At 43.5% G+C, this 16,972-nt stretch carries 19 protein-coding genes and 1 other RNA gene; 7 read left to right on the top strand and 13 right to left on the bottom strand.

The features are described from left to right. Positions 1-4: 4 nt before the first annotated feature. The 3 genes from rsmH to rsmI form a co-directional block, all read right to left on the bottom strand. Entirely contained in the window at positions 5-955 is a 951-nt protein-coding gene (gene rsmH / locus EXA13_RS15080; protein ID WP_238133887.1) for a 16S rRNA (cytosine(1402)-N(4))-methyltransferase RsmH, read from the bottom strand. Between the two features lie 185 nt (positions 956-1,140). Further along, positions 1,141-1,537: RNase P RNA component class A (gene rnpB, locus EXA13_RS15075), an RNA gene on the bottom strand. A gap of 90 nt (positions 1,538-1,627) precedes the next feature. Next, positions 1,628-2,491, bottom strand: a complete 864-nt coding sequence (gene rsmI, locus EXA13_RS15070) for a 16S rRNA (cytidine(1402)-2'-O)-methyltransferase (protein WP_238133886.1) — start codon at positions 2,489-2,491, stop codon at positions 1,628-1,630. 69 nt (positions 2,492-2,560) lie between these two features. Between rsmI and EXA13_RS15065 the strand changes: the two genes are divergently transcribed. The 4 genes from EXA13_RS15065 to EXA13_RS15050 are packed head-to-tail and all read left to right on the top strand — an operon-like array spanning position 2,561 to position 5,903. Then, on the top strand, positions 2,561-4,366 hold the full coding sequence (locus EXA13_RS15065) for a penicillin-binding protein activator (protein ID WP_238133906.1): 1,806 nt from the start codon (positions 2,561-2,563) through the stop codon (positions 4,364-4,366). After that, positions 4,353-4,721: a YraN family protein gene (locus EXA13_RS15060; protein ID WP_238133905.1), complete on the top strand. Its 369-nt coding sequence runs from the start codon at positions 4,353-4,355 to the stop codon at positions 4,719-4,721. Before EXA13_RS15065 ends, EXA13_RS15060 begins: the two co-directional genes overlap by 14 nt. 3 nt (positions 4,722-4,724) lie before the next feature. Further along, entirely contained in the window at positions 4,725-5,315 is a 591-nt protein-coding gene (locus EXA13_RS15055) for a phosphoheptose isomerase (RefSeq protein WP_078925579.1), read from the top strand. 3 nt (positions 5,316-5,318) lie between these two features. Further along, positions 5,319-5,903 (top strand): BON domain-containing protein, encoded by a 585-nt coding sequence (locus tag EXA13_RS15050; protein ID WP_238133885.1) that lies wholly within the window; start codon positions 5,319-5,321, stop codon positions 5,901-5,903. A 73-nt stretch (positions 5,904-5,976) separates the two neighbouring features. Here the strand turns inward: EXA13_RS15050 and sspB are convergent, their stop codons facing one another. The 8 genes from sspB to zapE form a co-directional block, all read right to left on the bottom strand. Beyond that, entirely contained in the window at positions 5,977-6,426 is a 450-nt protein-coding gene (gene sspB, locus EXA13_RS15045; protein WP_238133884.1) for a ClpXP protease specificity-enhancing factor, read from the bottom strand. Positions 6,427-6,436: 10 nt separating this feature from the next. Next, positions 6,437-7,072: a stringent starvation protein SspA gene (gene sspA / locus EXA13_RS15040; protein WP_238133883.1), complete on the bottom strand. Its 636-nt coding sequence runs from the start codon at positions 7,070-7,072 to the stop codon at positions 6,437-6,439. Between the two features lie 100 nt (positions 7,073-7,172). Continuing rightward, positions 7,173-7,910 (bottom strand): cytochrome c1, encoded by a 738-nt coding sequence (locus tag EXA13_RS15035; protein WP_238133882.1) that lies wholly within the window; start codon positions 7,908-7,910, stop codon positions 7,173-7,175. After that, entirely contained in the window at positions 7,907-9,172 is a 1,266-nt protein-coding gene (locus tag EXA13_RS15030; RefSeq protein WP_238133881.1) for a cytochrome b, read from the bottom strand. The genes EXA13_RS15035 and EXA13_RS15030 overlap by 4 nt, the downstream gene beginning before the upstream one ends. Next, complete coding sequence (gene petA / locus EXA13_RS15025) at positions 9,172-9,765, bottom strand: ubiquinol-cytochrome c reductase iron-sulfur subunit (RefSeq protein ID WP_238133880.1); 594 nt, start codon at positions 9,763-9,765, stop codon at positions 9,172-9,174. The genes EXA13_RS15030 and petA overlap by 1 nt, the downstream gene beginning before the upstream one ends. A gap of 384 nt (positions 9,766-10,149) precedes the next feature. Further along, positions 10,150-10,542 (bottom strand): 30S ribosomal protein S9, encoded by a 393-nt coding sequence (rpsI, locus tag EXA13_RS15020; protein WP_238133879.1) that lies wholly within the window; start codon positions 10,540-10,542, stop codon positions 10,150-10,152. Between the two features lie 15 nt (positions 10,543-10,557). Continuing rightward, on the bottom strand, positions 10,558-10,986 hold the full coding sequence (rplM, locus tag EXA13_RS15015) for a 50S ribosomal protein L13 (protein WP_238133878.1): 429 nt from the start codon (positions 10,984-10,986) through the stop codon (positions 10,558-10,560). Between the two features lie 221 nt (positions 10,987-11,207). Beyond that, positions 11,208-12,311, bottom strand: a complete 1,104-nt coding sequence (gene zapE, locus EXA13_RS15010) for a cell division protein ZapE (protein ID WP_238133877.1) — start codon at positions 12,309-12,311, stop codon at positions 11,208-11,210. A gap of 151 nt (positions 12,312-12,462) precedes the next feature. Here zapE and zapG point away from each other — a divergent pair, with 151 nt between their 5' ends. The 3 genes from zapG to degS all read left to right on the top strand — a co-directional run bounded on the left by zapG (position 12,463) and on the right by degS (position 15,730). Next, the gene (zapG, locus tag EXA13_RS15005; RefSeq protein ID WP_238133876.1) at positions 12,463-12,915 is read left to right on the top strand and encodes a Z-ring associated protein ZapG; all 453 of its coding nucleotides are present in this window, start codon (positions 12,463-12,465) and stop codon (positions 12,913-12,915) included. A gap of 150 nt (positions 12,916-13,065) precedes the next feature. Then, complete coding sequence (locus EXA13_RS15000; protein WP_238133875.1) at positions 13,066-14,433, top strand: Do family serine endopeptidase; 1,368 nt, start codon at positions 13,066-13,068, stop codon at positions 14,431-14,433. A gap of 235 nt (positions 14,434-14,668) precedes the next feature. Continuing rightward, on the top strand, positions 14,669-15,730 hold the full coding sequence (gene degS / locus EXA13_RS14995) for an outer membrane-stress sensor serine endopeptidase DegS (protein ID WP_238133874.1): 1,062 nt from the start codon (positions 14,669-14,671) through the stop codon (positions 15,728-15,730). A gap of 101 nt (positions 15,731-15,831) precedes the next feature. Here degS and rplS read toward each other — a convergent pair whose 3' ends face one another. Both rplS and trmD read right to left on the bottom strand, forming a co-directional pair. Then, positions 15,832-16,185, bottom strand: a complete 354-nt coding sequence (gene rplS, locus EXA13_RS14990) for a 50S ribosomal protein L19 (RefSeq protein ID WP_238133873.1) — start codon at positions 16,183-16,185, stop codon at positions 15,832-15,834. A gap of 41 nt (positions 16,186-16,226) precedes the next feature. After that, positions 16,227-16,970 (bottom strand): tRNA (guanosine(37)-N1)-methyltransferase TrmD, encoded by a 744-nt coding sequence (gene trmD, locus EXA13_RS14985; protein WP_238133872.1) that lies wholly within the window; start codon positions 16,968-16,970, stop codon positions 16,227-16,229. Positions 16,971-16,972: the final 2 nt, after the last annotated feature.

The following is a 16,972-nucleotide window of genomic DNA, read 5'->3' as shown; positions in this document are numbered from 1 at the left end:
AGATTTACAGTTTTTCTGCAATACGTAAAACCGAACTTCGTGAACGGGGGTTTAAAGCCACCTCTTGTTCCGACGGTTTTATTGCTTTACCCACTGTTTTCAATTTTGCACTACCCAATGCACGAATTTGGGCCTCTGTAAGCGGGATGCCATGTGGCACTTCTGGGCCTTTGCTCTCTTTGCGCATAAAACGTTTTACCATTCTATCTTCTAGCGAGTGAAAACTGATCACGGAAAGGCGGCCTTGAGGCGCTAAAATGCTTGCCGCCCCCTGTAAAGCGGTATCAATCTCTTCAAGTTCACTATTAATGTAAATACGAAACGCTTGAAATGCTCGCGTAGCAGGGTGTTTTTTCTCTTTAAAACTTTTTGGAGCCGCTTCTGAAATGAGTTTCGCCAATTGGCTGGTTCGCGTCAGAGGTTCGTTATCGGCATCCTCTCGATAGGCAACAATGGCTTTGGCAATACGCCTAGCATGTTTATCTTCACCGAATTCACGAATCACCCAAGTGATATCATCAAGATCGGCTTCCAGTAACCATTGAGAAACCGGAATGCCTGAACTGGGATCCATTCGCATATCCAACGGGCCATCTTTCATAAAGCTAAACCCCCGCTCGGCATCATCAAGTTGCGGAGAAGAAACGCCTAAATCAAACAGCACCCCATCCACTTTGCCTTGCAATCCATATTGCTGCACATACTCTGCAATGCCAGAGAAGGGGCCATGAATAATGGTAAAACGTGGATCCTCTATTTTTTTCGCTTCCGCGATGGCTTGTGGATCTCGATCAATACTGTATAAGCGTCCGTTCTCTCCAAGTTGAGATAAAATGGTTCGGCTATGCCCACCACGCCCAAAAGTCCCATCGATATAAATACCATCAGGTTTAATGGCGAGCCCGGCTATGGATTCATGAAGCAACACCGAAATGTGTTGGAAAGATTCAGTCATAATATTCTCGTTTCGCTCAATTAAGCGGTCTTGATGATAAGTTAGTGTACCGATTTCCCACTTCACTGCTACCCATAAGCATAGATAGGACGTGACATTGCGCTAAGTTTAATGGTTTTACTATCGGCTAAGTCAATAAAAAGCAAAAAACCCATTATAACCGGAAGGCTATAATGGGTCTGAATAGGTGGAGTCGACATATAAGCCGGGTTCTGTTCCGCTTGCGCGGTAGTAGCCATTCCTCTAGGCCAGCAATCACTCACTGGCTCAAGCAACCTACCCGCCTCCTAACGCGAGCAACGCTATGTGGAAGCCTATTTGGTCTTGCTCCGGGTGGAGTTTACCTTGCTACGAACTGTTGCCAGACGCACGGTGCGCTCTTACCGCACCCTTTCACCCTTACCTGATCCCCAAAAAGGGGCCATCGGCGGTCTTCTCTCTGCTGCACTTGTCGTAGGCTTGCGCCCCCCAGGCGTTACCTGGCACCCTGCTCTATGGAGCCCGGACTTTCCTCCCCCTTATCAGTCTCCCTAACACTAGGTTAAGGGACGTCAATAAGGCAGCGACTACCCAGTCAACTCCGGGCACGGATTCTATAGATAACCAGAAGGGCTGTCTAGCAACAATCCAAGCATCTGCCAGATATTAGTTTAACCGCTCAAAAAAGCACCACTAAGCTAAATTATCCAGCCCCCATTTATACAAGGCATTTTTTTTCAAATTATAAATTTCTGCCGATAACGCGGCCGCTTTTTTTAGTGGTAACTCTTTGGTTAAAATGGCCAACGTTCTTAATGCTTCATCCGGTAGAGCATCCTCTTTTTCTTCTCGATAACCATGAACAAGCAGTACCATCTCTCCACGTTTACGGTTTTCATCTTCTTCCATCCATGCAATCAGTTCACCAAGCGGTAACCCTTGGATCGTTTCAAAGGTTTTGGTCAGTTCACGAGCAAGCACAACCTGACGATCTGGACCAAGAATCTCTAACATATCTTGCAAAGATTCCGTAATACGATGTGGAGACTCATAAAAAATGCAGGTTCGTTCTGCTTTCGCTACTTCTAAAAATTTATCTTTACGCCCCTTACTTTTGGCCGGAAGAAATCCTTCAAAACTGAACCGGTCAGAAGGTAAACCGGAAGCACTTAGCGCAGTAATCACAGCACAAGCCCCTGGAAGCGGGACAACTTTAACACCCGCTTGACGACATTGAGTCACTAAATGATAACCTGGATCACTAATAAGAGGGGTTCCCGCATCGGAAACAAGAGCAATAGAAAGACCTGACAATAATTTATCAACTAATACTTGAGCTTTTTGTTGTTCATTGTGATCATGCAAGGCGAACGTCTTCGTTTGAATATTGAAGTGAGCCAGTAATTTGCCAGTATGACGTGTATCTTCCGCTGCGATAACATCAACACGAGAAAGCACATCGAGCGCCCGCTGGGTAATATCCCCTAAGTTGCCAATAGGCGTAGGAACGATATAGAGCGTCGGGACCTCAGCAAGTAAGGTTTTGTTATCTGTCATTTGTTTACCATCACTTCAACGATTAATATAGAGACAATTTTACACGGAATAATGAAAGAACTCATGGCTATGAAGAACCATCAGAGACGCAGTGTAACACGCTTACTCACTCCTGTTGCATTAGCAATCATGCTTGCAGCTTGTTCAACGACCTCTTCGATTCCTGAATCGGTCGATATTACCAGCCAACCCGAACTGACGGCACAAACGTATTTAATGCGGGCTGATAGCAGCCAAGATAATGTGCAAAATGACTGGTTAATCATGGCGTTAAAAGCTGCGGTTGCAGAGGGCGATACGACTCAAGCGGAGCTGCTGATTCGCCGCCTATCGAAACAACATTTAACCGTAGCGCAGCAAGCGGAATGGCAACTTGCCAGAGCACAATTGTTGGCCAACCATGAGCAGTATCAACAAGCCTTAACTCAGCTTAACTTCAAAGCAAACTGGTCGTTAGCCCCTCAACAGTGGCAGGTCTACCACCAATTAAGAGCCGATATTTTTACCGCCCTTAATCGTTCTTTTGATTCAAGCCGGGAACTCGTAGCGCTGTATGATCTAACTTCCCCCGATCAACAAGAAGCGATTGCAGACCAAATCTGGATTAACCTCAACCGCTATTCTAGCTACGCCATTACTAAGTTTTCAGTACAACCTAATGAAGACATTTTAGATGGTTGGTTGCAGTTGACGATTTATGTCAAAACACTGGCCGGAGATTTACCGCAACTGAAAACTACCTTAGAAAAGTGGTTGCAGGAAAACTCTCAACATCCAGCAGCGTTATACACACCTCAGACTATCCAAGATATTTTAGCACTTGATCTGGTTCAACCGACTCACACAGCTCTCTTATTGCCTTTAACTGGCCGCTTTGCTAAGCAAGCTCAGTTAATTCGTGATGGTTTTATTATGGCAATGATGAATGACTCACAGCGCCAACCGGATGCCACATTAACAGTTTTAGATACCAATGCAGAAACATTAGAATCAATTGATGCTATTCTCAACGAAAAGAACATTGACTTTGTTGTTGGTCCCTTAGTCAAAGACAACATAGAAAAGCTGCAATCATTCCAACAACAACGTGGACAGAGTATTCCAACTTTAGCCTTAAACATCCCTGAACATATGGATGAACAGGCTGATACTTGTTATTTAACGCTGTCACCAGAACAAGAAGTAGCTCAAGCCGCGAAATACCTATTTAGTCAAGGTTATCAGTACCCATTAGTATTGGCCCCACAAGGCAGTTACGGTGAACGGGTTGTTGATGCCTTTAATCAAGAATGGCATAAATTTAGCAAAAATGCGGTTGCTACCAATCTCTTCGGAGATAAACGCCAGCTACAACGCAACATTAATGATGTCTTGGGGCTGCAAGAAAGCCAACAAAACATTGCGCAAATGAATGCGTTATTAGGCATGAATTTTGAAAGCCAACCCCGTAGCCGTCGAGATATTGATGCCGTTTACATTGCCGCCAGCAGTGCTGATCTCACTTTGATCAAACCTTTTATCGAAGTTGCGATTAACCCCGATACACAGCCACCTAAGCTATTTTCCAACTCAACCAGTAATGGGGGGGGGCGCCAGTTTGAAGACCTTTCGGGCATCACCTATAGTGATATTCCGCTACTTATCCAACCCACACAAACTATCGCTAAGCAAGTTGAACAGCTATGGCCTAAGTCTTCCAATGCCGATCGTCGCTTACAGGCGCTAGGAATGGATGCCTATCAATTGATGGTGGAACTCCCTCAGATGAAAGTAGTCCAAGGCTATACGATTCAGGGTCAAACTGGCTTGCTTGGAATCGATGAGCAGTGTGTCGTACAGCGTGAAATTAGCTGGTCAGAACATGGGGCTCTTTAGCCATAGAGAAACCGGACAACATTATGAGCAATTGGCGGCCGATTATTTAAGTCGCCAAGGGCTAAGTTTTTTAGAGAAAAATTTCCACGCACGTGGAGGTGAATTAGATCTGGTCATGCAAGATGGATCTTGTTTTGTATTTGTTGAAGTCAAATATCGCAAGAATCAAAACCATGGGCATGCGGCAGAAGCCGTCACCTTCCACAAACAAGCTCGCTTGATTAAAGCTGCCAATTGGTGGATGCTCAAGCGAGGTTACCATGCCGAGAGCACTGACTTTCGTTTTGATGTAGTTGCCATTCATCAACATGGCCAACATATCGAGTGGATAAAAAACGCAATTACCCAAGGATAATCCATGCTTGACAGCATTAAAGATAGTTTTACTGAAAGTATTCAAATTCAAATTGCCGCAGCAGAAGCGTTACCTGATGCCATTATGCATGCCGCACAAGTAATGGTTGCCAGCCTACTCAATGGACAAAAGATTTTATGCTGTGGCAATGGTGGCTCAGCAGCAAACGCTCAACAATTTGCTTCTTGCCTACTTAATCGGTTTGAAACAGAACGCCCAAGCCTCCCAGCGATGGCTTTGACCGCAGATAACACCACGTTAACCGCAGTTGCCAATGACTACCACTACCAAGAGATTTTCTCCAAACAAGTAAGAGCATTTGGGCAAGCCGGAGATATTTTGCTGGTGCTCTCAACCAGTGGTAACAGCAAAAATATCATTAAAGCCATGGAAGCAGCGGTGACACGAGATATGACCATCATCGCTTTAACAGGTAAAGATGGGGGCGAAATGGCCGGATTATTAGGCGAAAATGATGTGGAAATTCGGATACCATCACATCGGACAGCACGCATTCATGAAGTTCATATGGTAACACTTCATTGTTTATGCGATCTTATTGACCAAGTGTTATTCCCAGCCCACGAAGAGTAAATAATGAAAAACTTGCGGTTTTCTCGCTTCTCTCTACTGCCACTTCTCCTACTTCTACCGATGTTGTCTGGATGCGCTGGACTTTTTGTGGCAGGCGCTGCGACAACCGTGAACATTGCCACAGACCCCCGTACCACATCTGAAATCTGGCAAGATAAAAATCTAGCTTTAGAAATCACAGGCTTAAGTAACAAACCGCCGTATCGGGGTGAAATGCGCATAACAGCCTATGCATTTCGTGGCTCAGTCGTATTAATCGGACAGTCTCAAAATTCTGAATTATTAGATACTTTTATTGAACAAGCAGAACAGGTAAAAGGGGTCGAGAAATTACACAACCAAGTCAAAATAAAAACCCCGCTCTCTTTTGGTGAAATCAGTAACGATAGCTGGATAACAACTAAAGTAAAATCGGCATTGTTAGCAAAGTCAGAGCTGAGCGGAGTCAAAGTCTCTGTTATCACCGAAGATAGAGAAGTCTTTTTATTTGGCTATATCACCCGCGAACATGCCGATATTGCTACTGATGTTGCTCGACATGTCTCCGGGGTCAGACAGGTGATAAAAGCATTTGAGTATGCCGATTAAACCAGTCAACCCAACTCTGACTGACCAATAAAAAAGCAGCGATTACGCTGCTTTTTTTATTTAACAATCAACTCTATTTAACGACACGCAGACTTGGTCTACCTTGAGGCTTAGGCGGTTCATCTGTTGATGTGGTCTCACCGCTAACATCCTCAAACGATTCCTCACTATAAACTTGATCAAGCGCTTGCTGATATGCAGGTTCTGGATCAAACATGGTTCCAGCCCCATTTTCACGCGCATAAATGGCTTGAACCGCATACAGTGGAACGATCACTAAATGGGGACGACCGCCAAACCGAGCACTGAACGTGACTTCATCATTACCCAGTTCTAAATTACCCACAGCACGAGGCGCGACATTTAAAATGATTTGCCCATCTTGCACATATTCCATCGGAACACGAACACCATTTAAAGTCGCATCAACGACAAGATGAGGGGTTAATTCATTCTCCAGCAACCAATCATAAAATGCACGTAGCATAAATGGTCGGCGAGGTGTCATTTGTTCAATATTCATCACACACCCATTAACGAGACAGGCGCATCTCACGCTCTGCTTCTGTTAGCGAAGCAAGGAATGAGTCACGTTCAAATACGCGATTCATATAGACTTTAAGCTCTTTTGAGCCAGGGCCAATCAATTCAATACCTAAAACCGGTAAACGCCATAGTAGAGGCGCTAAGTAGCAGTCAATCAGGCTAAACTCTTCACTCATAAAGTATTCATATTCAGCAAATACAGGAGCAAGAGTCAGAAGATCATTACGTAATTTGTTACGTGCTGCTTCCGCTTCACTCGCATTACCATTGACTACTTTTTCAGCCAATGAATACCAGTTTCTTTCAATGCGATAAATCATTAGACGGCTATTACCACGAGCAACAGGGTAAACCGGCATTAAAGGTGGATGAGGAAAACGTTCATCCAAGTATTCCATAATGATTTTTGAATCATAAAGCGCAAGCTCACGGTCAACCAGAGTAGGGACCGACTTGTATGGGTTCAGTTCAATCAGTTCACCTGGTAGGTTATCTTCGTCAACCAGCTCAACTTCAACACTGACACCTTTTTCAGCCAGCACAATACGTACCTGATGGCTATACATATCAGATGCACTTGAAAATAGAGTCATCACAGAACGTTTATTGGCAGCTACAGCCATGGAGCCCTCCAGCACACACTTACAAATATAAAAAACAATGGAGGCTAAGCCTCCATTGATGATTCGATGAATCGAGAATTAGCACGGCATAATAGCATAATTAGTGCACATCACGCCAATACTCTTTCTTCAAAGCTACCACGACAATGGCGAATAAGACTAAAAAGCCCATCACCCACCAACCGAGTGTTTGTCTCTCTAACTTGACTGGCTCACCGGAATATTCTAAGAAATTCACCAAGTCACGAACCGCATTATCATACTCTTCTGGGTTCAGTTCACCGTTGCCTTTAGACTTAACACCAACCACCGTTTGAACTTCTTCTCCATCGACAATATGGGTTTCAAAAATAGGCTCAGGTGTTCCTTGTAGTGTTTCTAACACATGAGGCATACCTACACTGGGAAAGACGATATTATTGACACCAAAAGGTCGGCTAGGATCGACATAAAAAGAGCGTAAATACGTATATAACCAATCCACACCACGAACCCGAGCCACCAAGGTTAAATCTGGTGGTGGAGCACCAAACCATTGTGCTGCTGATTTTTCAGGAATCGCATTGATCATGAGCTCACCGATCTTGGTTTGCGGATCAAAAATCAAATACTCTCTCATTAAATCATGGGGAATGCCGAGATCATCCGCCACCCGCTCATAGCGTTGATATTGTGTGGCATGGCAGCCAAAACAGTAGTTCATAAACAGCTTCGCCCCATTTTGCAGTGAAGCCTTATCACGTAAATCGTTATGCGCTTTATCCAGAGGAACGATAGCCCCGGCAGCCATCGCTAATGATGGTAACAGTGCAAACAACATTACAATCCATTTTTTCATTTGAATGTCACCCTTATTGGTAATGGCTTCGTTGCTTCATTTTTACTGTAGAAAAACAGCAAAACAAAGAACATGAAATACCCCAAGCTAAATAGCTGAGCCAGCAATGTATATGTTGGCGTTGCGGGTAAAGCCCCTAACATCCCCAAAGCAATAAAGCTGATGGTGAACTGGATAATATTGAACAAATGGAACTTACTACGATAGCGATATGAACGGACTTTACATCGATCCAACCATGGCAATAAGAACAAAACGATAATTGATGCTCCCATCGCAATGACACCGAGTAACTTATCAGGAACGGCACGTAAAATGGCGTAAAATGGTGTGAAATACCAGACTGGTGCAATATGCTCCGGCGTTTTTAATGGGTTAGCAGCTTCAAAGTTAGGTGGCTCAAGAAAATACCCCCCCATCTCTGGATTAAAAAACAAAACATAACAGAATAAGAATAAGAAGCCCGCGACACCAATAAGATCTTTCACCGTCCCATAAGGGTGAAAAGGAATCGAGTCAATAATGTCGTATTTCTTCGTATAGTATTCATGAAATTTAAACTGAGGCTGATAACCTTCACCCATCGATCCTTTGGGTAATTTGGTTTCAATGCCGTCTGGATTATTTGACCCCACTTCATGCAAAGCCAATATATGTAATACAATCAGTAGCAGTAATACGATCGGTAATGCGATGACATGTAAAGCAAAGAAACGGTTAAGCGTCGCTCCAGAGATCACATAGTCCCCTCGAATCCATAAAGTAAGATCATCCCCAATAACCGGAATTGCACCAAATAGAGAAATAATGACCTGTGCGCCCCAGTAAGACATTTGCCCCCAAGGTAACAAATAGCCCATAAAAGCTTCAGCCATCAGTACAAGGAAGATAAGCATGCCAAAGATCCACAATAATTCACGCGGTTTTTGGTATGAACCATAAATCAAACCGCGGAACATATGCAGATAGATCACCACAAAAAAAGCCGATGCCCCGGTAGAATGCATATAGCGTAATAACCAACCGTATTCGACATCTCGCATAATATATTCAACCGATGCAAAAGCACCATCACCGGAAGGAACATAGTTCATTGTAAGCCAGATACCCGTTAAAAGTTGGTTAACCAGCACCAGCATGGCTAAAGAACCGAATAGATACCAAAAGTTAAAGTTCTTTGGCATCGGATATTCAGAAAGGTGTTTTTTATACGCATTCATGGCCGGTATGCGTTTTTCCACCCAATCAAGTAGCGCTTGCATTATGCCTCCCCGGTTTCATCTAGGCCGATAATAATTCTGGTCTCGCTAAGATACATATGCTTAGGAACAACCAGATTCAGTGGCGCTGGTACACTTTGGAACACACGGCCTGCCATATCAAACTTAGAGCCATGGCAAGGACAGAAAAAGCCCGATCTAACGCCTTTAACTTGCTCATTAAATGAGTCTGGTAAATAAGTGGGTGAACACCCAAGATGGGTGCAAATACCTACTGCAACAAAATATTCAGGCTTAATTGAACGATGCGTATTTTGGGCATAATCTGGTTGCTGCTCTTCTTGAGAGCTTGGGTCACGCAACTGTTTATCATGATTTTTCAGGCCATCAACGACCGTTTTCGAACGACGAACAACCCACACTGGATTTCCTCGCCATTCCACACGAACCATTTGCCCTTCTTCAAGTTTACCGACATCAACTTCGACAGGGGCTCCTGCCGCTTTTGCTTTTGCACTTGGGTTCCAAGATTTAATAAAAGGCACAGCCACTGCAACAGCTCCTAAACCACCGACAACTGCTGTTGTTGCCGTTAAGAACCGTCTGCGACCGTTATTCAAAGGCGCATTGCTCATCCAGACATTCTCCCACTTGCTCCTTATGGATTGCTGTTATTCCGATTAAGAGCATGGCTAACAAAATACTAATTAGTTGTATTTATTTGATAGCAAATGATAAATAAAACCCCACTTTTTGACAAGATAAAGCTACCTTTTATTAACATTCATCAAATAATTCGTATGTGCGGTCACAAAAGAGGTTTTTTATCTCAAGCCTCCATTAAGAAGGGCTAAAAACAAATAATGCTGAAGATGGGTTCAATAACGATACAGAGTGGCAACAAAATGTTGCAGATAGCAAATGGATATTCAAAAAAAAGAAACAAAAAAGCCCGGTATAATACCGGGCTTTTGAACCACAATTCCAACCGAAGTTGGAAAGCAATAACCTTGAAAAGATTAACGCTTAGAGAACTGTGGACGACGACGTGCTTTACGTAGACCAACTTTCTTACGTTCAACGCAACGAGCGTCACGAGTAACGTAGCCAGCGGCACGTAGAGCAGGACGTAAAGATTCATCGTATTCCATAAGAGCGCGAGTGATACCGTGACGGATAGCACCTGCTTGACCAGAAATACCACCACCTTTAACAGTGATGTATAGATCTAGTTTCTCTGTCATTTCAACTAACTCTAGAGGTTGTTTAACAACCATACGAGAAGTTGGACGACCGAAGTATTCATCAAGGCTACGCTTGTTGATTACGATGTTGCCGCTGCCTGGTTTAATGAAAACACGCGCAGCTGAGCTTTTGCGACGGCCAGTGCCGTAGTATTGATTCTCTGCCATTTCCGAAATCCCCAATTAGATGTCTAGTACTTTTGGTTGTTGAGCAGCATGGTTGTGCTCAGCGCCAGCGTAAACTTTTAGCTTACGGTACATAGCTCGGCCTAGAGGACCACGTGGAAGCATACCTTTAACCGCTAGCTCAAGTACCATTTCAGGCTTACGTTCAATCAGTTTTTCAAAACTGAAAGATTTTAGGCCACCTGGGAACTCAGAGTGACGGTGGTACATTTTGTCTTTAGCCTTGTTACCAGTTACAGCAACTTTCTCCGCATTAACAACGATGATGTAATCACCAGTGTCAACGTGTGGAGTGTATTCAGCTTTGTGTTTGCCACGTAGACGAGATGCAATTTCACTTGCTAGACGACCAAGAGTTTTACCTTCAGCGTCTACAATATACCAGTCGCGTTTTACAGTTTCTGGTTTAGCAACGAAAGTTTTCATGCTAATAATAACCCGTTAATTAAAATTTACACTTAAAGGAGCACATTTGCTCCCACTGTCTAAGAGCCCAGACATCACCCCTTCGAGTGGATGGCACTCTCGGCCTAAAAAGACCTGCAGTAACGGTGGGTCGCAGGATTATAGAGAAGAGCGCAGAAAAAATCACCTCTTTTTGTGTAAAATCACAAAAATTTCTCCCTATATGCCTTTTGGGGTCACCATTAAGGTAAATGTGGTTTTGCTAAGTAATCATGGCTTTGCATTTCAATTAATCGTGATTGACAACGCTTAAATTCAAAACCGAGTCGTCCTTCTGTATACAATTCATCCAGCGGAACTTGTGCTGAGATAATCAATTTAACGTGACGTTCGTAAAACTCATCCACCAAAGCGATAAAACGTCGGGCAGCATCATCAGATAATGGCCCCATTTGCATCACCTCAGCCAATAACACCGTATGATAAAGACGTGATAGTTCAATATAATCATTTTGACTACGGGCGGTTTGGCATAGTTGGGCAAAGGAGGCAAACAGAACCCCATCACAAGCATGGATAACTGGTAACTGACGGTGATTAATCTCGATTTCAGTCCGTGAGCTCTTATTAGCATCAGTCAACTGGTTATAATAATGGTTCAGATTGTCTTGTGCTTTCTGATCAAGGGGATAGTGATAAATCTCTGCTTGAGTCAAGGTTCTTAAACGATAATCAATGCCACTCTCAACATTAAGAATGAGGCAATGTGCTTCTATTAAGTCAATCGCAGGAAGAAAACGAGCTCGCTGAAGACCATTTCGATACAAATCTTGTGGGGGAATATTGGAGGTTGCCACTAACACAACCCCACGTTTAAATAAGGCTTGCAGTAATGTTGCTAAAATCATCGCATCGGTAATGTCTGACACAAAAAATTCATCAAAGCAAATTACGGTTGCTTCTTGACTAAATTTATCCGCAACCAATTCGAGAGGATCGCTCACCTCTTGTAATAATTTTAGTTCATCGTGCACTCGGTACATAAAACGATGAAAATGGACTCGCATCTTTTTGTCACTGGGGAGCGCATCAAAAAAGGTATCCATTAAATACGTTTTCCCTCGCCCAACGCCCCCCCAAAAATAGAGCCCTTTGGGAACTTGAAGTGGCGGCGTTTTTTTTCCGATCCATTGCAACCAAAGGGAAGGTCTTACCACTGGTTGAGAAAAAAACTCAATTAACTGATGATAAAGCAAGTCCAAAGCTTCGACTGCTCGAGCTTGTGCATCATCTTGTTGAAAACCTGAGCGTTTTAAATCTTCTTCATATTGTTGTTTCGGTGTCATGACTGTCTACTACATCTATAAAGGGTGGAAACTGCCATCTAGCGCACATGCATTTTGCTTTATCCAATAGAGCACTCATAGTAACATGTCCCTGAAGCATGTGTAACCAGCCAGTAAAAAACATGTTAAATAACAACAATAAGGAGTCGTTATGCCTTGGATATATGCCGTTGTCGGGCTATTAGTGGGGATGGTGGTTGGGGTTGTCATTGCTCGTCTTACCACACCACACTATAAGAATCAGAAATCTCTACAAAAAGAATTAGATAACGCAAAATTTGCCATGGAGCAGCAACGTCAAGAGTTGGCGGATCACTTCGCTCATACTGCTGAAATGCTCGATACTCTAGGAAAAGACTATACCAAGCTGTATCAGCATATGGCGAAAACCTCCTCTGACCTACTTTCTAATCTGCCAGAGCAAGATAATCCGTTCTTGAAAAAAATCGCACAACAGAATAAAGACACACCACCATCAGAAAGTAATGAAGAAGATGTAGATCAGCCCCCGAAAGATTATGCCTTAGGTGCTACGGGGTTACTAAAAAATGAAGAGAAAGCCATCCTTCACTCTTCAGAGGTTATTAGCAGTAAAACGAACTAGGTTTCTTTAAAAAAGGGTCGCAAAGATTCAACAAAAGCAATGAACTTTGCAAAGGTTTTTAAGTCATAACTCTCATTCAGCCTGTTGAAGTTTTTTATAGAAAGACACATATCAATGACATCAGGCTTTAATCCATTGAGGAGTGTTACGATGAAAAAACCTTTGCTTGTTTTAACAGCATTAACATTAAGCTTCAGTTCCCTCATCACCCCATTACAGGTCAGTGCCGCGTTACCTCTCTCTGTACAAGGTGAACAGTTGCCCAGCCTCGCGCCAATGCTGGAAAAAATCACGCCAGCAGTTGTCAGCATTGCCGTTGAAGGCACTCAGGTTTCTCGCCAGCGCCTTCCCGATCAGTTTCGCTTTTTCTTTGGTCCAGACTTCCCTACCGAGCAGCTCCAAGAGCGCCCATTTCGGGGATTAGGATCCGGGGTTATTATTGACGCCCAAAAAGGTCATGTGGTCACCAATTACCACGTCATTAATGGTGCAGAAAAAATTCGAGTTCAGCTACATGATGGTCGAGAATTTGATGCCGAACTGGTGGGAGGCGATCAAATGGCTGATATTGCTCTGCTCAAACTCAGTAAAGCCAAGTCTCTCACTCAAATGCCAATTGCAGACTCAGATACACTCCGGGTAGGCGATTTTGCTGTAGCTATCGGTAACCCTTTTGGGCTTGGTCAAACAGTCACTTCCGGTATTATTTCAGCCCTTGGACGCAGTGGATTAAATATTGAGAATTTTGAAAACTTCATTCAGACCGATGCTGCGATCAACAGTGGTAACTCTGGTGGTGCGTTAGTTAACCTCAAAGGTGAATTGATCGGTATCAACACCGCCATTCTAGGCCCCAATGGCGGCAATGTCGGGATTGGTTTTGCCATTCCAGCCAATATGATGAAAAACCTTACCGACCAAATTTTAGAATTCGGTGAAGTAAAACGCGGTATGCTAGGGGTACAAGGTGGTGAAGTTTCCTCTGAACTTGCCGATGCCTTAGGGTATGAATCCAGTAAAGGAGCCTTTGTCAGCCAAGTGGTTCCCGATAGCGCTGCCGACAAAGCAGGCCTCAAGGCCGGTGATATCATCGTTTCAATTAATGGTAGAAAAGTAGAGACTTTCTCTGAACTAAGAGCCACCATTGCAACCTTAGGTGCAGGTAAGCAAGTCAAACTGGGTGTCATCCGAGATGGCAAAGAAAAGACCTACAAGGTGACATTAGATGAACAAGCCAATAGTAAAACTAAAGCAGAAAGCCTACACCAAGGGCTAACGGGTGCCGAGCTAACAAATACGACAGCAAGTGATACCATTCAAGGAGTCAAAGTCACTCAAGTTGAAAAAGGTTCACCGGCAGAGGCTTATCAAATTCAAAAAGACGACATTATTATCGGAGTTAACCGTAAACGAATCAGAAATATTGCTGAGTTACGAGAAATTTTGGACCAGTCTCCTTCCATATTAGCGCTTAATATTCAACGAGGTGATCGTACTATTTATCTTGTTGTTCGCTAACGGATCTATAAATTAATAAAACGAATAAAGGGCAGAGAGACTGCCCTTTTGTTATTTTTCAAGGCAATGTTATTCTTCACTCTCAATGTTAGGTTATGACTGCCTAGCAAGGAGGGTTGAGAATAACATAACGCCTGATGGGTTATTGGTTGTACTAGCCTGTGTTTATTGACGTCATGACCCATTAATGGGTTAAGCTCGTCTTGTGACTTAATTTATCGATTTTGGGAAAAATATGTTGAAATTTCTGGTTCGCTCTGTTGGGTTTGGCCTGCTCGCTGCTATCGTAGTGATTCTTGCTGTTCCCTCTTTACGCTCACATATTTTCCCCCAACCCAGTGAAGCTCCAACCAATATAGGCTCATTACAACTCTCTTTTAATGAAGCAGTGCGACGAGCAGCTCCTGCTGTTGTCAATATCTATAGCCGAAAATACTCCGAAAATGACCGAAGCAAACTGTCAACACAAGGGCTAGGTTCAGGAGTCATTGTAAATGAAAAAGGCTACCTGATTACCAACTATCATGTCATTGCTCAAGCAGATCAAATTATTGTCGCGCTGCAAGATGGCCGCGTGGCAGCCGCTCAATTAGTCGGACAAGATCGCCGCACAGATATTGCTATATTACAAATAGAAGGTAACAATTTACCGGTTATCCCACAAAACCCACACTACCAAGCCAAAGTGGGCGATGTCGTCTTAGCCATCGGTAACCCTTATAACTTAGGGCAAACCACAACGTTTGGTATTATTTCAGCGACAGGTCGTTCATCCATCAGTGCTGATGGAAGACAAGCCTTTATCCAAACCGATGCAGCTATCAATGAAGGAAATTCGGGCGGAGCATTAGTCAATACTCAAGGTGAGTTAGTCGGGATTAATACGGCGTCTTTCCAGCAAGCCACGGATCTTGAAACCTATGGTATTTCATTTGCGATCCCATTCGAACTCGCCAATAAAATTATGGGGAAAATCATTGCTGATGGGCGTGTTATCCGAGGCTATATAGGGGTTGATGGGCAGGACATTAATTCTGTCACATCTCGGTTACTCGGTAGTGAACATATTGGTGGCATTGTAGTTTTAGGGGTTGATCCCAATGGCCCAGCCGCAAAAGCAGGGTTTATGGTTCGTGATATTATTTTGAAAATTGATGGGCACAAAATTAATGGCCGACAAAGCGTGATGGATACCGTCACCGACTTACGCCCCGGTAGTGTGGTCGAGTTCACCTTATTGCGTAAAGGTGAAGAAATTACCCTACCAGTCACTATCGCAGAAGATATCAGAGAATAAGCCCCTCTCAATTTTATCGACCAAACTGCTATCCTCAAAATTGACGAATAAAAAAACGGAGCCATCTGGCTCCGTTTTCTATGAGAACGCGAGTTCTAACATTATTTCTTAGTAAGCTTCTCTTTGATACGAGCAGCTTTACCAGAGCGATCGCGTAGGTAGTACAATTTGGCACGACGTACTGCACCACGGCGCTTCACTTCAATGCTATCAACAACTGGAGAGTGAGTTTGGAACGTACGCTCAACACCTTCACCGTTAGAGATCTTACGAACGGTAAATGCTGAGTGTAGACCACGGTTACGGATTGCGATTACAACGCCTTCATACGCCTGTAGACGCTCACGGTCACCTTCTTTTACCTTAACTTGAACAACAACAGTGTCACCTGGTGCGAACTTAGGTAGGTCTTGTTTCATTTGCTCTTGTTCTAGAGCCTTGATGATATTACTCATTTTTAAAATTCCTAGAATAAACTGATACTAAATTTAATAGGTTATTGGTGATGAGTTTCTTTGATAAACTCTGCCAATAATTGTTCCTGTTCGTCAGTCAGAGCTAGGTTTTCCAGGAGCTCCGGTCTTCTTAGCCAAGTTCGGCCTAACGACTGTTTTTGTCGCCAGTGACGAATATCCTGATGATTTCCAGACATCAGTACCGAAGGTACTGTTTTGCCATCCAATACTTCAGGACGCGTATAGTGTGGGCAATCTAATAAGCCATTAGCAAAAGAATCTTCTTCTGCTGACGCAAAATCGCCTAAGACTCCCGGTATAAACCGAGAAACAGAGTCGATCAACGTCATCGCTGGGATTTCCCCACCCGTCATTACAAAATCACCAATTGACCATTCTTCATCAACTTCTGATTCTATAATACGTTCATCTATCCCTTCATAGCGGCCACAAATGAGTAATAAATTATCATTGTTAGCCAACTCTTCCACTCCTTGCTGGTCAAGTTTTCGACCTTGAGGAGAGAGATAAATCACTTTCGTCTTACCCGGGGCGGCTGCTTTCGCGGCATGAATGGCATCACGCAAAGGTTGCACCATCATTAACATGCCAGGACCACCACCGTACGGTTTATCATCTACAGTTCGACGTTTGTCGTCGGTGAAATCACGAGGATTCCAACTTTGAATAGATAATAAGCCTTTTTTTACCGCTTGGCCTGTTACTCCAAAATCCGTCACGCTACGGAACATTTCAGGAAATAGGCTAATAATGCCAACCCACATGT

It is taken from the genome of Vibrio cincinnatiensis (assembly GCF_022113815.1).
Lineage (GTDB): Bacteria > Pseudomonadota > Gammaproteobacteria > Enterobacterales > Vibrionaceae > Vibrio > Vibrio cincinnatiensis_A.
The sequence above is the reverse complement of the archived record's forward strand: the minus strand, read 5'-3'. Positions and strand labels throughout refer to the sequence as shown.

Coding starts and splice junctions, on each gene's coding strand:
- EXA13_RS15035 (WP_238133882.1), bottom strand. CDS start 7,910: ATGAAAAAATGGATTGTAATGTTGTTTGCACTGTTACCATCATTAGCG.
- trmD (WP_238133872.1), bottom strand. CDS start 16,970: ATGTGGGTTGGCATTATTAGCCTATTTCCTGAAATGTTCCGTAGCGTG.
- rsmI (WP_238133886.1), bottom strand. CDS start 2,491: ATGACAGATAACAAAACCTTACTTGCTGAGGTCCCGACGCTCTATATC.
- degS (WP_238133874.1), top strand. CDS start 14,669: ATGTTGAAATTTCTGGTTCGCTCTGTTGGGTTTGGCCTGCTCGCTGCT.
- EXA13_RS15050 (WP_238133885.1), top strand. CDS start 5,319: ATGAAAAACTTGCGGTTTTCTCGCTTCTCTCTACTGCCACTTCTCCTA.
- EXA13_RS15000 (WP_238133875.1), top strand. CDS start 13,066: ATGAAAAAACCTTTGCTTGTTTTAACAGCATTAACATTAAGCTTCAGT.
- sspA (WP_238133883.1), bottom strand. CDS start 7,072: ATGGCTGTAGCTGCCAATAAACGTTCTGTGATGACTCTATTTTCAAGT.
- EXA13_RS15030 (WP_238133881.1), bottom strand. CDS start 9,172: ATGCAAGCGCTACTTGATTGGGTGGAAAAACGCATACCGGCCATGAAT.
- EXA13_RS15065 (WP_238133906.1), top strand. CDS start 2,561: ATGAAGAACCATCAGAGACGCAGTGTAACACGCTTACTCACTCCTGTT.
- EXA13_RS15060 (WP_238133905.1), top strand. CDS start 4,353: ATGGGGCTCTTTAGCCATAGAGAAACCGGACAACATTATGAGCAATTG.
- rplM (WP_238133878.1), bottom strand. CDS start 10,986: ATGAAAACTTTCGTTGCTAAACCAGAAACTGTAAAACGCGACTGGTAT.
- sspB (WP_238133884.1), bottom strand. CDS start 6,426: ATGAATATTGAACAAATGACACCTCGCCGACCATTTATGCTACGTGCA.
- rsmH (WP_238133887.1), bottom strand. CDS start 955: ATGACTGAATCTTTCCAACACATTTCGGTGTTGCTTCATGAATCCATA.
- rpsI (WP_238133879.1), bottom strand. CDS start 10,542: ATGGCAGAGAATCAATACTACGGCACTGGCCGTCGCAAAAGCTCAGCT.
- petA (WP_238133880.1), bottom strand. CDS start 9,765: ATGAGCAATGCGCCTTTGAATAACGGTCGCAGACGGTTCTTAACGGCA.
- EXA13_RS15055 (WP_078925579.1), top strand. CDS start 4,725: ATGCTTGACAGCATTAAAGATAGTTTTACTGAAAGTATTCAAATTCAA.
- zapE (WP_238133877.1), bottom strand. CDS start 12,311: ATGACACCGAAACAACAATATGAAGAAGATTTAAAACGCTCAGGTTTT.
- zapG (WP_238133876.1), top strand. CDS start 12,463: ATGCCTTGGATATATGCCGTTGTCGGGCTATTAGTGGGGATGGTGGTT.
- rplS (WP_238133873.1), bottom strand. CDS start 16,185: ATGAGTAATATCATCAAGGCTCTAGAACAAGAGCAAATGAAACAAGAC.